14 protein-coding genes and 1 pseudogene are annotated in these 13,109 nt (G+C 67.6%); 7 read left to right on the top strand and 8 right to left on the bottom strand.

Features of this window, described 5'->3' with window-relative positions; all coding sequences use genetic code 11:
• The first annotated feature begins 393 nt into the window (after positions 1-393).
• Complete coding sequence (locus ACNPQM_RS37670; RefSeq protein WP_418087480.1) at positions 394-657, top strand: hypothetical protein; 264 nt, start codon at positions 394-396, stop codon at positions 655-657.
• A 4-nt stretch (positions 658-661) separates the two neighbouring features.
• A complete protein-coding gene (locus tag ACNPQM_RS37665; RefSeq protein ID WP_418087479.1) occupies positions 662-1,228 on the top strand; it encodes a DUF6529 family protein in 567 nt (188 codons plus the stop codon).
• 228 nt (positions 1,229-1,456) lie between these two features.
• Here the strand turns inward: ACNPQM_RS37665 and ACNPQM_RS37660 are convergent.
• Positions 1,457-1,561 (bottom strand): annotated as a pseudogene (locus ACNPQM_RS37660) (IS5/IS1182 family transposase); the annotation flags it as partial.
• A 28-nt stretch (positions 1,562-1,589) separates the two neighbouring features.
• Positions 1,590-1,931 (bottom strand): integrase core domain-containing protein, encoded by a 342-nt coding sequence (locus ACNPQM_RS37655; protein WP_418087478.1) that lies wholly within the window; start codon positions 1,929-1,931, stop codon positions 1,590-1,592.
• A 97-nt stretch (positions 1,932-2,028) separates the two neighbouring features.
• Between ACNPQM_RS37655 and ACNPQM_RS37650 the strand changes: the two genes are divergently transcribed.
• The 3 genes from ACNPQM_RS37650 (at position 2,029) to ACNPQM_RS37640 (ending at position 4,336) form a co-directional block, all read left to right on the top strand.
• Positions 2,029-2,556 (top strand): helicase associated domain-containing protein, encoded by a 528-nt coding sequence (locus ACNPQM_RS37650; protein ID WP_418087477.1) that lies wholly within the window; start codon positions 2,029-2,031, stop codon positions 2,554-2,556.
• 150 nt (positions 2,557-2,706) lie between these two features.
• Positions 2,707-3,357, top strand: a complete 651-nt coding sequence (locus ACNPQM_RS37645; protein WP_383064764.1) for an RNA polymerase sigma factor — start codon at positions 2,707-2,709, stop codon at positions 3,355-3,357.
• A complete protein-coding gene (locus ACNPQM_RS37640; RefSeq protein WP_418087476.1) occupies positions 3,350-4,336 on the top strand; it encodes a CU044_5270 family protein in 987 nt (328 codons plus the stop codon). Before ACNPQM_RS37645 ends, ACNPQM_RS37640 begins: the two co-directional genes overlap by 8 nt.
• 588 nt (positions 4,337-4,924) lie before the next feature.
• On the opposite strand, the gene ACNPQM_RS37635 is transcribed toward ACNPQM_RS37640, so the two are convergent.
• Together ACNPQM_RS37635 and ACNPQM_RS37630 are read right to left on the bottom strand one after the other, a co-directional pair.
• A complete protein-coding gene (locus ACNPQM_RS37635) occupies positions 4,925-5,956 on the bottom strand; it encodes a hypothetical protein (protein WP_418087475.1) in 1,032 nt (343 codons plus the stop codon).
• 347 nt (positions 5,957-6,303) lie between these two features.
• Positions 6,304-6,615 carry a hypothetical protein gene (locus ACNPQM_RS37630; protein ID WP_418087485.1) on the bottom strand — a complete coding sequence of 104 codons (312 nt, stop codon included), beginning with the start codon at positions 6,613-6,615 and terminating at the stop codon, positions 6,304-6,306.
• Between ACNPQM_RS37630 and ACNPQM_RS37625 the strand changes: the two genes are divergently transcribed.
• Entirely contained in the window at positions 6,527-6,919 is a 393-nt protein-coding gene (locus ACNPQM_RS37625; protein ID WP_418087482.1) for a site-specific integrase, read from the top strand. The genes ACNPQM_RS37630 and ACNPQM_RS37625 overlap by 89 nt on opposite strands.
• Before the next feature lie 81 nt (positions 6,920-7,000).
• On the opposite strand, the gene ACNPQM_RS37620 is transcribed toward ACNPQM_RS37625, so the two are convergent.
• The 3 genes from ACNPQM_RS37620 to ACNPQM_RS37610 all read right to left on the bottom strand — a co-directional run bounded on the left by ACNPQM_RS37620 (position 7,001) and on the right by ACNPQM_RS37610 (position 11,198).
• Positions 7,001-7,516, bottom strand: coding sequence for an SMI1/KNR4 family protein (locus ACNPQM_RS37620; RefSeq protein WP_418087474.1), 516 nt, complete (start codon positions 7,514-7,516; stop codon positions 7,001-7,003).
• 316 nt (positions 7,517-7,832) lie between these two features.
• Positions 7,833-9,104 carry a group II intron reverse transcriptase/maturase gene (ltrA, locus tag ACNPQM_RS37615; RefSeq protein ID WP_418087473.1) on the bottom strand — a complete coding sequence of 424 codons (1,272 nt, stop codon included), beginning with the start codon at positions 9,102-9,104 and terminating at the stop codon, positions 7,833-7,835.
• 750 nt (positions 9,105-9,854) lie between these two features.
• Positions 9,855-11,198, bottom strand: coding sequence for a BTAD domain-containing putative transcriptional regulator (locus ACNPQM_RS37610; RefSeq protein WP_418087472.1), 1,344 nt, complete (start codon positions 11,196-11,198; stop codon positions 9,855-9,857).
• A 137-nt stretch (positions 11,199-11,335) separates the two neighbouring features.
• Between ACNPQM_RS37610 and ACNPQM_RS37605 the strand changes: the two genes are divergently transcribed.
• Positions 11,336-11,851 (top strand): hypothetical protein, encoded by a 516-nt coding sequence (locus ACNPQM_RS37605; protein WP_358861229.1) that lies wholly within the window; start codon positions 11,336-11,338, stop codon positions 11,849-11,851.
• A gap of 1,098 nt (positions 11,852-12,949) precedes the next feature.
• Here ACNPQM_RS37605 and ACNPQM_RS37600 read toward each other — a convergent pair.
• Positions 12,950-13,109, bottom strand: a 160-nt coding sequence (locus ACNPQM_RS37600) for a PepSY domain-containing protein (protein WP_418087481.1), incomplete at its 5' end; no start/stop codon positions are given.

Below are 13,109 nucleotides of genomic sequence, written 5' to 3'. Positions count from 1 at the left end.
CCCCTTGTACGACGGCGACACCTCGGACTCCACGACGGCCCCTCCCGCAACGACCACCATCAAGAGCCTCCCACGCCCCTTCGGCAACCTGACAGAGCCCGAGGAACTGCTGCTGGACAGAACTCCAGGTCATCAGAGCGAGCATTTGGTCGCATGCTGATGTGATCACTGCGGCCGACAGCACGATCGGCAGGTCGTCGGCCGGGCGGCGGCAGCAGCACAGTGGAAGTAGTCAGCAGGTGGGACCGGCGGGGCCCGCCTCACGGAGGCAGCGTTCGAGGCGCTGCAGGAAGTCGTCGAAGGACTCCGCGTACCTGCTGGCGCGCCGACTGGACCCGGACGGGTCTCTTCGGACGTACTGGCGAGATCGGCCCGCAACGCCTGGAGAACCTGTTGAGAAACCCTCGCCTCGCGACCGGCTCGGTTGCCGCTGACGCCATGCGTGCCACGATGCACATCGGTTGCTCCGGCGGCAGAAGGACGACGATCGCCGTGAGCCCGCAGCCCGGACCGGCGGCGGTCGCATCCGCCCGCACCGATCCTCGCTTTGTCTCCGGGCCGTCGGCCCGCACCACCGGCACTCCCAGCGCCGCGCTCGGTACCACGTGGTGTGCAGTCCAGTTCCAGGGCGGCAAGACCGAGAGCGGGGGCGGCTGATCACGTGGACGGCCTCGCTCACCCTGCCAACCACCGACGGCGCTACGGCATCCTGTGGATGCTCCTGCCCGTGGCGGTCATGGTCGGCCTCTACTGGTACGGCCGGGTACACACCCCCGCCTACGAGAACAGCATCTTCGGACAGCGCGGCGACGACGCCAGACTGCTCAAAGCCCAACTCGGCTCCGCACTACTGGGCCTGGCGCTGATTCAGCTACTACTCGCTCTCTGGATGTACGGCCGCCTGCCCGCACTGGGAACCGCACCGCACCGGGTCAACACGACGCACCGCCTCATCGGTCTGACCGCCTTTCTCCTCTCCCTCCCCATCGCTCAGCACTGCATCACCACCTACGGCGTCCAGCTGACCGACACCCGCGTGGCGGTGCACTCGCTCACCGGCTGCTTCCTCTACGGGGCCTTCGTCGCCAAGGTCATCGTGGTCCGCCATCGCCACTGGCCCAGCTGGGCACTCCCTCTGGCTGGAGGCACCCTCGTCACCGCGATCGCCCTGATCTGGTACGCCGCCACCCTCTGGTACCTGAACGGCTTCCAGGCACCCGGTCTGTGAGCAGGGCGCGAGACGTCTCTCCCGACGGCCAACGGCGGCCCCGGCCGGACCGACAACATCGCGATGAGCGACACACTGCCCAGCGATCCCCTGTACTTGAGCGGTGCCTCCCGGTTCGGGCGAGGCCAGGCAAGGCTGGGGACATAAAGTCCATAAGCCCTGCCCGTTGTTCTCGTGGCAGCCGGGACCTCAGAGGGCGTTTGATCTAGCCGAATTGCCCTTTAAGTTCTAGTAGGTTCCTCGCCAGGTTGGTGTGGTCTCGTCCGTTATGCGCTTGGCAAGGTTGTCCATCGAGACGACGTGGATCATGGCTTCGGAGCTGGCGGTGAGGGTGTGGGGCTCGAAAAGTCATCGCTGCAGCTCAAGCCACGTACTGGTACTGGTTGATGACTCCGCCGAGAATGCGGGTACGCAGGAGCCTGCATGGCGCACCCACAGGCAAGACCGGCAGCTGTTCCGGGGCTTCGGGTGGTTGTTGGTCTCGTGATCTGTGTGGCCGATGGGAGTTGTAGTGCTCCTGGTACTCGGCGAGGACGCGTCGGGCGTGGGCTTCGTTCATGATCAGAACCTGGTCGAGCGCCTCTCGGCGGATCGTGCCGATGACTCGCTCGCAGTGGGCATTCATCCGCGGCACCCGGGGTGCGCTGAGCAGCACCTCCGCGCCCTCGGCCTCGAAGACGCACGTGCCGAACGTAACCACCACTCCCCCACCCTCACCCCGAGATTGCCTCGCAATCATTCCCGCAGGTGACAACCCAAACAAACATCCCTCACACCCGAACCACCCCTAGATAATATCGATGCGGGCACACGACACCGAAACGATCGAACACCTCGCGGATCCCCGTATCCGAAGCGGCAGTTGGGTGGTCGAGGAGAGCGCGGAAGGCGAAGCCGTGGGTGAGCGGGGAGCGAGTGCGCCCGCGCGGGAGCTGCTGAGGTTCAACACACCCCGGGATCCCGCGTTGCTGGCCCAGTTCGTGAAGCTGCGGGTCATCGAGCCGGAGAACACGTTCTGGCGCCGCGGTATCCAGGCATGCGTGCGGTACGTGAAGGAGACCGGGGCAGGGCAGCTGCGGGTGCCGTACGGCTACGTCACCCCCGATACCTGGGTGCCGGCCGGGTTCCCGCTCGGGACATGGCTCGCCGACCAGCGCAAAACCCACAAAGCCGGGCGTCTGGACCCGGGACGGGTGGAGCAGTTGGCCGGGCTGGGCATGGTCTGGTCCCACCAGGACATCGCGTTCGAGGAAGGCCTCACGGCTTCCCGCGCCTGGGCGGCCGTGCACGGGCATCTCCTGCCTCCGGCAACTGCGAACGCCGGGTGACGGAGGGGACCAATGCGCCGCCGCGTCGGGTGCCGGCACACGAGTGGGCCCTGCGCGCACAGGAACGGGAACTCGAATCGGGCCATCGGCGAACAGCGGGTGACCATGCCCGCGTCTTCGAGGGAAAAACATGAGCCTAAGAGGCGACCGATGACCGTTTCACCGAGCGTCGGAGTCCACCGTGCCGAGGGCACGAACGAGCGGTCGGACTCCGACGCCTCGGTGATCGAACGGTCCTGGGACGAGCCCGATGCCTTCGCCGTGCTGTTCGACCGCTACGCCGACGACATCCACCGGTACGCGGCCCGGCGGCTGGGTGCCGACGTGGCGGACGATCTGATGGCGGAGACCTTCGTGATCGCCTTCCAGCGACGGCGCCGCTACGACCTGTCGAGGGCTCAGGCGCGCCCGTGGCTGTACGGGATCGTCACCAATCTCGTCGGTGAGCACCGGAGGGCCGAGGCGCGCCATCTCCGGGCGCTGGCGCGGGTCGCCGCCGGCGTCCCGGACGAGGGAGGCGCCGAGCCGATGGCCGAGCGGGTGGCCGACCGGGTCACCGCCGAGAGCGCCCGAGGTGCGCTGGCGGGCTGCATCGCCAAGCTGCCGCCCCGCTACCGGGACGTGCTGCTGGTGATCGCCTGGGGTGATCTCGACTACGCGGAGGCCGCGGAGGCCCTGGGGGTGCCGGTGGGCACCGTCCGCTCACGGCTGCACCGGGCTCGAAGGAGACTGCGCGACGCATTGGGCGGGTCCGATCCCACAGCCCTGCAAGAGTTCCAGGAGGAGCCCGATCATGGATGACCTCACCTCCGTGAAGGAGTTGGAGGCGGACACGCCCCCCCTGACCGCCAAGGCCCGTGCCGCCGCCCGCACCCGGCTGATGACCGCCATCGGCCGGGAGAGCCGCAGGGGAGTCGCTCTCGCTCTGCCCAGGCGGACGGTGTTCCGTGTCGCGGTGGCCGCGACGGTCGCCGCGGCAGCGGCGGGAACCGTACTGGTGGCCTCAGTAGACGGCGGGGACCCCCGTTCCCCGAGGATGACCACCCTCAGCGCGGCGCAGGTGCTGCACAAGGCCGCGGACAGGACGCGGTCCACCGGCGCCAGCCTGCCGATCCCGCGCAACGACCAGTACTTCTACACCAAGACCTACATCACGCGAACCCCCGTGAAGGGCGGGAAGACCAGGACGTGGACGGACGAGAGCTGGCTGTCGGTGGACGGCTCCAGGCCCTCGCGCCGGCAGGAGCACGGCAAGATCCACAACGATCCCCCGCTGGGCGAGCACGAGGTGCAGTGGCCGCCCAATGAATACGCAAAGCTGCAGAAGTGGCCGACCGACCCCGACGAGCTCCTCAAGTGGCTCGGCCACGGGCGCGTCGAGGTCGTCGAGCCGTCCGGGGCGAAGGGGGGCAAGGCCGGCGGGCTCGCACCCGACCCCGACAGGATGGTGTTCACGAAGGCATGTCTGCTCATGCAGGGGCCGCGGGTCATGCCGCCCGGCCTGCAGGCCACCGCTTTCGAGGCCCTGGCGAAACTGCCACGCATCAAGGTGGACGAGGACGAGGTCGACGCTCTGGGCCGGCACGGGGTCGGGGTGTCGTACCCCCACCTGACCTTCACCTTCGTCTTCGACCGTGAGACCTACGACTACCTGGGCATTCGTCTCAAGGGCAGCAATGCGAAGCGCGTCGACGGCGAGTGGCGGCAGGTCGACAGGTACTTCGAGATGCGCAGCAGTCAGGAGGTGGGCGTCGTCGACCGGATCGGCCAACGTCCGTAACCGCTCGAAGGGCCCGTGGTGACGGGAGGAGGGGCCGGGGGCGTGTCGGACGCCCCCTGGCCCGGCCGTGGCCGACGAGGGAGCTGACGGCCTCCTGGGAGGGGCCGGGGGCCCCACGTGCGGGCGCCCACCCGGCCTGCCGAGCAGTGCAGGGGAATTGCGGACGGACGGCCACGTGTTGGTTGGGGCAGGACGACCAGTTCTGGAGCACCATGTGAGCCCTGCGAGCATCACCATCTCCGTGGCCGAGACCCTGCGGTCCCCGCTCGGCGCGGCGCCGCACTGGCTGTGGCTGGCAGGCCCTCTCCTGCTGACCTTCGCGATCCCCGTGGCCGACGCGTTCCTGCCACCGGACATCCATCTCGCGCACCTGCTGGTGGTCGCCGTGGCGGTCACCGCCGTCGCCTTCGGTCCCTGGCTCACCGCGCTCGTCGGCGCGCTGGCGGTACTCGCACTCGTCGCCGCCGGAACGCTGCGGCACACCCTGGCCACCGAGAGTGTCGTCGTCGAGATCGCCGCCCTCGTCGCCGTCTGCGCCTTCCTGGTCTTCTTCACCTACCTGCGGGGCGGCGCGACCGGCCGAGCGGCTTACTGGATGCTCCAGCGGTGCGGGTGGCTGGGTTCTTCGGGGCAGGCGAAGATGTTGAGTTCGCCCCAGCGGCCAACAGTGACCTCGGTCGGACGGGCGTACAGGTGTGTCGGCAAGTCCTGTTCTTCCAGCGGCTTCCAGCTGCCGCTGCCTCCGTCCCATTCCGAGCTGTCGATGGTCAGCAGCAGGTGCATCGGTGTCGAGCAGGTCAGGCAGTCCATGGGGTACGGGTCGGTGACGTGCCAGGAGGCGAAACCGCCGGCACGCCAGCCTGGTGGGATGGATAGGTCGTACTGATAGCCCACCGGCGCAGCGGCGTCTTCGTCCGCCGACCGCTCGGCCTCCTCCTCCAGCACTTCTTCCCAAGCGTCGATCCCGGCGCACAGGTCCTCCGGGAGAAGACCGGCGAACGGGTAGGTGGCCACTTGCTCCGGGTGCAGCACGCACGGCTCGGGCACGTACCCCTCGAAGCCGACGACCTGCGGCTGCGGCGGCGCAGTCACCACCTCGGCGACCTCCCACGACCGGCGCCAGCGCAGATCGAGCAGCATGCCGTAGCCGGTCGGGCCGTGCGCGTCGAAGGGGCACCAGAACACCTGCAGCAGATCGCAGTCGTCCGGTCCGGCCGGCAGGTCGGGGATGTCCCTGCGGTACAGCTGAGCCAGGCCGATCAGCGGCAGTGGATCGTTCGCAGCAGCCTCTTTGGTGCGGTGTTCTTGACCTAGTTCTTGCAGCAGCTGCCGTTCTTCGTCCGTGGGGCCCGGGTTCGGTTCGCGGAGCCATGCGGAAGCCAGGATCTGCCGCTGCAGGTGGATGTCCGCCGGGCGTAGGCCACGCGCGTGGCTGTGCGGCTCGGTGCACACCGGCCAGGGTTCGGTCGTCGGCCACAGCAGCGGACCTCCCACGGAACTGTCCGCCACGTCCGGTCGGCCTGGGCGTGGATGGAGCCGGGTGGTGGTGCCTCGGCAGGTCACCAGCTCCGGGAAGAGCGCCTCGACATCGAGCGGGCGCGGCGGTGTGGTCCTCGACATGCACGTGACCTTAGACAGCTGCCGACCGCCATGATTCAGCACCCCCGAAGGCAACCACCTTTACACCAGTGCTGTCAGAACCCGTGAACATTTCGATTCGCAGGCAGGCGTTGGCTGCCTCCCAAACCGGTGCACAGCTGCCGTCCGTTCTCGCGAACAGAGCCAAGGTGGCGCTGGCCCAGGCGGTCCCGACCCTCCCGGACGGTCCTGGCTGGTGGTACGAGCCGAAGTTCGACGGTTCTCCAGACACCTTGAGATGTCTCATTCGGGTGAGTCTCGGGAGTCGCCCGTAGCTGCTTAAGTGATCGTCCGTTGGGGTGACTGTCGGGTTCTTCGGAACGGTGGCATCACTCCTCGGGGGAATCGGTGCAGCTCTTCTTCGCCAACAAACGGAAGGTCTGGAAGGTCGGCGAGATCGCAGGCCTCGGCCACGCCGAGCTGACCAGCCTCTTCGAGCGGCGCCGCATCCCTGCGGGTACACCGATCCTGCTCGATGAGGCGATGCGGCCGGTCGAGCCGGTCTCGACGTGGTTCCGCAAGATCGCTCTGAACGGCTTGGACCCGAAGTCCATGCGCTCGTACGCGTACACCGTCGTGATGCTGCTGAACTTCCTTCGCGCCCGGGGCCTGGACCTGCGGTCGGCCACCGAGTCGGACATCCGGGAGTTCCGGCTTTGGCGGCGAGGAGAAGCTGACGAGACGGTCGGAGAAGCGACCTGGGACCGGGATTCGGCAGCGATCGGCGGACTTTACGACTTCCTGGTCGAGGACGGTTATGTGGAGGCCCGGCCCTGGCGGGCGACGCGACGGACAGCGTTCGATCATCGGGAAGCTGGACAAGAAGTGCCTGCGGTCGCTCAACCGGGCCGAAAACACCGAGTAGTGCACCGTCCTCTTGGGCGAGCTGACAGACCACCCGGACCACGGCCCCGTGCGAATGCTCACCGAGCCACTCCTCGTTGAACTGCGCCAGGCAGCCGAGCGCCACGAGACCGCCCGTTTCGTACGCGTACGGCCCGAGGGGTGAACATCGGGCTTCGCCCTTCAAGCTCCGTCGACCTCACTGCCGAAGGACGCTTCGGAAGTCAGGCCTTCGACGAATGAACGGAAGTCCGCAGCAAGTCGCAGCTCCATATCAAGGTCAGTATCGAGCCAGGTGACCGAGGGCTGCCCCTGTCTTCCACACTCCCGGTAGTCGAGCGCGATCCAATAGTGCCCGTCGCCGGAGATCAGCACGACCGGTGAGGGCAGGTCCCATTCCTCGACCAGGTATGGGGTGTCCAGGAGAGAGACCATGCGCTCTCGGTGACCGATTCCCATCAATTCACCGAAGGGCACATGGTCCGCGCTCCACGAAGTCGGCTGGTCGGTCGGGAAGGCGTTCCAGTCAGAGGACACCTCGCCACCGTTCTCGACTCGCAGAAGATCGAGCAGCGACAACGGAAGCGCGACGCCCAGCGTCTGCTCGGCTTCCGCGACGACCTCGTCCGTCAGTGGCGGCTGGACACCGTAGGTCCCACCGCTCCACAACGCTGCCTTGACTTCATCAAATCGCGCCACGGTCGGCATCCTACGAACCGTCATCGGAGGGAGTCGGCCCGGGAGACGTGAGAACGCGGGCCCCCAGAAATGGCGAGGCGTCCACACCATCTGACGAGCGACACTGGGGACGTGCTGATCATGGATGCCGTCCTGGAGACCTACGAGGCCACCGACTTCGCTCTGTGGCCCGTTGCCGCCTCTCCCGCGGACCACCTCCTGGCCCTGTCCGGCCAGCTGTCTGCGCAAGGGCTCGGCACCGCCATGGCAGTCCTAGCGAGTAGCCGGGAGGGATCTCACGTCCCGGCTCTCTCAGAACCGTGCGTGAACCTCTCGATTAACACGGCTCCCACCATCCGGTCGTTCGAGGTCGGAGGATTTTCCAGTGGGCGAAGAGCCCCGGGTAGAGCTTGGCGGTCTTCTCCAAGCCCTGCCACGCCCGGCTCCGGCGACGCCGGAGCCGTTTGTATTTCTGCATGGCCCATCGCATCAGGTACTGATCGATGCCCTTCAGACTCGGGACCAACGCGGACGGATAGAACCGGCCGTAGTAGTTGATCCATCCCCGCACGATGGGATTGATCTCCCGTGCGAGGTCTGCCAGGGACGATCCACTGCGCTGGTGCAGCCGCCATCGGCGGATCTGCGCCCGGATACGCTTGGCCGCCTCGTCGCTGATCGCCGGGTTGAAGCCGAAGAAGTAGTTCCCCGTCTTCGATCGGACTTTCCGCGAGCGGAATGTGTATCCGAGGAAGGTGAGCGAGACGTGCTCGTACGAACCACGCCTCTTGCCGTCCTTGCAGTACACGATGCGGGTCTTGTCGGGATGCAGCCGCAAGCCCCCGCACTCGGCCAGCCGCTGGCCGATCGCCTGACGCACCTGGTGCGCCTCGGCCTCGGTGCGGCAGTGAACCACCATGTCGTCGCAGTAACGCTCGAACCGGACGCCCGGGAAGACCCGGTCCATCCAGACGTCGAAAGCATATTGCATGAACAGGTTCGCCAACAGGGGCGAGATCGCCGAGCCCTGGGGACTCCCGCGATCCCTCGCGACCAGTTCGCCACTTCTGTGCTGCAGCGGAGCCTTCAGCCATCGCTCCACATACAGCAGAATCCACCGCTGATCGGTGTGATGGGCCACCGCCTTGAGGACCAGGTCATGGTCGAGATTGTCGAAGAACCCCTGGATGTCGACGTCGACCGTCCAGTCGGTCCTCCAGCACCGTTCCCGGCAGACCTCGACCGCGTCCAGCGCGCTTCGGCGGGGCCGGTATCCATAGGAATCAGGGTGGAACAGCGGTTCCACCTCCGGTTCCAGGACCATGGCCGCCGCCGTCTGCGCGATTCTGTCCGCGACTGTCGGCACACCGAGAACCCTGACCTTGCCTGCTCCCCCGGGCTTGGGGATCTCCACCATCCGCACCGGTGGCGGGAAGTAGCTGCCCGACGACATCCGATTCCACAGCTTGTAGAGGTTGCCCCGCAGATCAGCCTCGAACTGCTCGATCGACTCGCCGTCGACCCCGGCCGCTCCCCCATTAGCCTTGACCCTGAGATACGCCTCCCAGACCACATGCTTCGAGATCTCGAACGGCTTTGGTCCGCTCATCCGGCTCCTCCCGGGAACTCCGGTTGACCGCCAAGCAGACCTGGATGAACCGTCCCCTTCGCTCCACCCGCATTACCGGGCTTCCTCACTACTACGAGACGGTCTGCCCCCGTGCCCCGCATCGGTACTCGGCCCCTTGCGGTGTTGGCCGCTTGGGGTTCTCCCTCTCGCCGCCGGCCTCGCAGGCCAGCAGCAGTATCGGGGCGACAGGTTCTCACGTTCCGTGCAAGAGCCGAGGTCAGGCTCGCGCCGCCTACATGCCGGACGCCATCCGGGCAGTCAGCAGGCTCCCCCCGGACTTGTCCCAGAGCCCTGGTCTCCCCCTGGTTTCGACGCCATTGAAGTTTGTTACGACACGTCATCAGCGGTTCGCTCTCGCTCGCCTTCCTGACCCACACCTGACGCGATCATCGCCGCGCCTTTTCCCGCAGCGCTCACCACGAACGGCACTTAACCGACGCAGCCTGCGGTGGTTTGGAGCCTCCCCCTGCAGGGCGACCCCGGAGGACCTACCTCCATCTCCTGCACAGCACCGCTTCCGGAAGCTCCTACATCGACGCCTCCTTCAGCGTTCGTGACACACGACCAGCGCAAACACGAGTCTTCATCGGCCTAAACGGGCGGTCCGCCCGCGAGAGAAAGGGCGGCGTGGGGGCTGTGGCGGGTCAGGAAGCCGGCTGCCCCGCCGATGAGCTCCGACAGTCCTCTCCGCGCGAGCGGAGGTGTGGTGTGAGGGGGTCGGTGCCTGCGTCAGCGGCCGCTGGCCATTCGTTTGGCACCGCAGGTCGCCAAGCTGCACCATCTGCGGCGCCCGCTTGCGTCGAGGAACAGCCAGCCGCAGTCATCACTGGGGCAGCTGCGAACCATGAAGCGCCGTGGGTCCGCGAGCAGTTCGCCCGAACTGCGGGCCACCGCGCAGACGGGCAGCCGCAAACGGGCGGAGGAGGAGGGCTGCCAGCGTCCGAGACCGTCCTCGCCACGGGTGAAGACCGAGTGCCTGGCAGCGTCCTCCACGGTGCCGGCCACCGCCTTGAAGGCACGGGCGTCCCCCGGATCGGCCAGGCAGGCATACAGCTTCGTACGGAATTGCCGAGCCTCGGCGAGCGCTGCGGCAGCCTCGTCGGGGTGCCGCAGCGCCTGTTCACGCAGCCGGGTGACCAACTGGTCCTCGATCAGGTCCATATGGCCGGCCCATACAGCGAGCGTGGCGTAGCTTCGCAGCCACTCCGATCCCGGTAGCCGGTCCCCGCCCCAGCCTGCGTAGGTGTTGCAGAACTCCAGTGCGGGATGCCCGCTCGTGCTCCATGGCAGCCATTGGTCGCCGACCCGCACGGCGTATACGGGTCCGGGAGGCCGGTCGAGCCGGTGGTCGCCGCGCAACATGCGATCGTGCAGCGTCTGCAGTTCCGCACCCGGTTCGATGCCGAACTCGGTGACCAGCGCCTTACGCGTGCTGCGGTACAGCCCGAGGGCATCGGCCTGGCGGCCGCCGCGGTAGAGAGCGGTCATCTGGGCGGCGACCAGCCGTTCCCGCCCTGGATACTCCTCGACCAGCGGTGTCAGAACCGCCACGACGCGGTCGTGAAGACCCATGGTGAGCTGCACCTCCGCTCGCCGCTCCACGGCGGAGAGGCGAAGCTCGTCGAGAGGACCGCCGAGGCGGGTGCGCAGCCGGTCGTCGGCCACGTCGGCGAGCAGCGGGCCCCGCCACAGCCCGAGGGCCCAGTCGTAGAGGCGGACTTGCTCCGCGGGGTCACCGGCATCGGCCGCCTGCCGGACGAGGAGGGTGAACTCCTGCGCGTCGATCGTATGAGGGCCCTGCTCGACGGCGTAGCCGTCATGCCGGGTTTCGACCGGCACTCCGTACGGCTTGAGAGCGGCACGCAACCGACCTACGTAGGTGTGGATGGTGCCGCGGGCAGAGGCAGGCGCGTCGCCGTTCCACAGCAGGTCGATGAGGCGCTCGGTCGTCACGGCGCGACCCGCGTGCAGCAGCAGGACCGACAGCAGGCACCGCTCCTGGCGACGGCTGCCTGCCAGCACCTGTCGTCCCTCGTGGCGGGCGGCGAACGGACCGAGCAACTGGAACTCCATGGCGCTCGACAGCCTAGTGGGGCCGAGTGTCCGCAGTCCGTGCCGGTGGTGGTGAGGGTTTGGTCAGAGACCGGCGAAACACTGGCGTACGCCTCTTCGGCGAAACTTTCCTTTCAACCCTCTGCCCAGGGAGAGTCATGCGACGAACCGTTCTCGCGACGCTGGTGCTTGCCGCCGTACTCATGGGAGTACAGCCCGCATCGGCCGCACCCGCCGCCACCGGCACCGGGTGGGAGCCGGCCCCTTCCACGTCGTGGGACGTCGGCGCCGGGCTGCGGTGCGACTTCCCCGTCCACGGCGAACCCGTCGTCGACAAGGTGAAGAAGCTTGTACTGGACACCTATCCCGACGGTACCGTGAGGCGCGTCGCGTACAAGGGTGATCTGGTCGTGCGGATCACGAACACCGAGACCGGTGCCTTCTACGACGCCGACGCGAGCGGCTCGGCCATCGTCGAGCACCGAACCGACGGCTCTCAGTTCTGGGCCGTGCACGGCCCGGTGCTGGCCGGTATCGGTGAGGGAAAGGGCAACTTGCCACGCGGCCTTTACATTGTCGATGGGGTGTACACGATGGACATCAGCTCCGTCGGGTACAAGGCCGTAAACCTGGTGCACGGGGCAACGGACGACCTCTGCGCCCGCATCGACTGACGCCTGCCTGTACCTGGGGCACCGGGGCCGCGCCACGAGTCGGTGGGTGGTGAGGGAGTCGGGCAGAACGCCCACGTAGGCGCTCAGGACGTCTCCTTCGTGGTGGCTGATGCCTGGCCGGCGTGAACGAGAGGTCGCCGCCGGGCTCGACGACTTCGTACGCACCGAACGTGCGAAGCACCACAACCGCGACCACGCGCACCACAAGTAGGAGCCACCGGAGAGCCAATGGTGCGGTTGTGGTGCGCGCACCGCCTACCGGTCTGGACAAGAACCCCCAGGTCTACGATCTGGGGGTTCTGCTGGAGCGGGTGACGAGAATCGAACTCGCGCTCTCAGCTTGGGAAGCTCGTGCTCCCTGGCCCCGGTTGCCCTGCTGACCTGCGGTCAAGGGCGCTGGTGCCCCTGCTCGGCAGTTCGCCGGGGCCGGCCATCCGCTCCATCTCGCCAGGGGTGGGGTAGCCGGCCCACACGTGCTGGGCGCGCAGTGCCCGGCTGAAGTCCGCCAGGCTCCAGATGAGGTTCGGGTCGGGTGCCTTATGGATGTAGTACGGCGCCCGGGTGGCTCGACGAGCGCTGCAAGCTCCGCGCGGGCCGGGACGGTGCGGTCGACGGGCTTCTCGGGGCGTCCCAAGGCGGTCACCTCAGTTCCCCGAGGTGAAGTAGGCGCGCACGAGGCGGCTGACGCGGCCGGCGCGGCGGCCGTCGGTCACCACCAGGACGACGACCGCGGCGCCGATCCTGACGCCACGGCTCCTGGTCCACCAGCGGCAGCAGGAAACGGCCCAGGTGAACGCACCGACGCCACACCCTGTCGTGGTCCGAGGTCATGATCGGTCCTCTCTCCAGCGAGTGGCGGGCCCGCAGAGAGCCGCAGGCCCGCCAACCTCCCCTTACACGCAGGACACGTACAGAACGGGGCTGTTCGCCGTACCCGAGCCATGGGAGCCGCCCTTGCTCACCATGGTCCCGTACGTCGTGGTACGGAAGGCAGCCGTCGGGTCACCGGAGTGGTGTACGCAGTCCTGCGCCGCGGTCGACGACCGCAGCGGCAGCGCGCACTGATCACCACGTGGAGGGCGGGCTGCCGTGGCTGTGTCAGTCCTCTTCGGTGTCGCTGTCGCCTGTGCGGTCGGAGTGCTGGGCGCCCTTGGCGGTGTCCTCGTCGGCCTTGGTCGCTGTGACCTTGCCGGTCTGCGCGTCGACGGTGACTTCGTGCTCGGCACCGTTAGCGTCGACGATCTCGACCTCCCAGACC

The sequence above is a fragment of the Streptomyces sp. NPDC056231 genome (assembly GCF_048270745.1).
In the GTDB taxonomy this organism is placed as follows: Bacteria; Actinomycetota; Actinomycetes; order Streptomycetales; family Streptomycetaceae; genus Streptomyces.
The sequence above is the reverse complement of the archived record's forward strand: the minus strand, read 5'-3'. Positions and strand labels throughout refer to the sequence as shown.

Bases quoted from the DNA above. Each gene is read 5' to 3' on its own strand.
- ACNPQM_RS37640 (WP_418087476.1), top strand. From the start codon at position 3,350: ATGGATGACCTCACCTCCGTGAAGGAGTTGGAGGCGGACACGCCCCCC.
- ACNPQM_RS37645 (WP_383064764.1), top strand. From the start codon at position 2,707: ATGACCGTTTCACCGAGCGTCGGAGTCCACCGTGCCGAGGGCACGAAC.
- ACNPQM_RS37625 (WP_418087482.1), top strand. From the start codon at position 6,527: ATGCGCTCGTACGCGTACACCGTCGTGATGCTGCTGAACTTCCTTCGC.
- ACNPQM_RS37630 (WP_418087485.1), bottom strand. From the start codon at position 6,615: ATGTCCGACTCGGTGGCCGACCGCAGGTCCAGGCCCCGGGCGCGAAGG.
- ACNPQM_RS37635 (WP_418087475.1), bottom strand. From the start codon at position 5,956: ATGTCGAGGACCACACCGCCGCGCCCGCTCGATGTCGAGGCGCTCTTC.
- ltrA (WP_418087473.1), bottom strand. From the start codon at position 9,104: ATGAGCGGACCAAAGCCGTTCGAGATCTCGAAGCATGTGGTCTGGGAG.
- ACNPQM_RS37610 (WP_418087472.1), bottom strand. From the start codon at position 11,198: ATGGAGTTCCAGTTGCTCGGTCCGTTCGCCGCCCGCCACGAGGGACGA.
- ACNPQM_RS37605 (WP_358861229.1), top strand. From the start codon at position 11,336: ATGCGACGAACCGTTCTCGCGACGCTGGTGCTTGCCGCCGTACTCATG.
- ACNPQM_RS37650 (WP_418087477.1), top strand. From the start codon at position 2,029: ATGCGGGCACACGACACCGAAACGATCGAACACCTCGCGGATCCCCGT.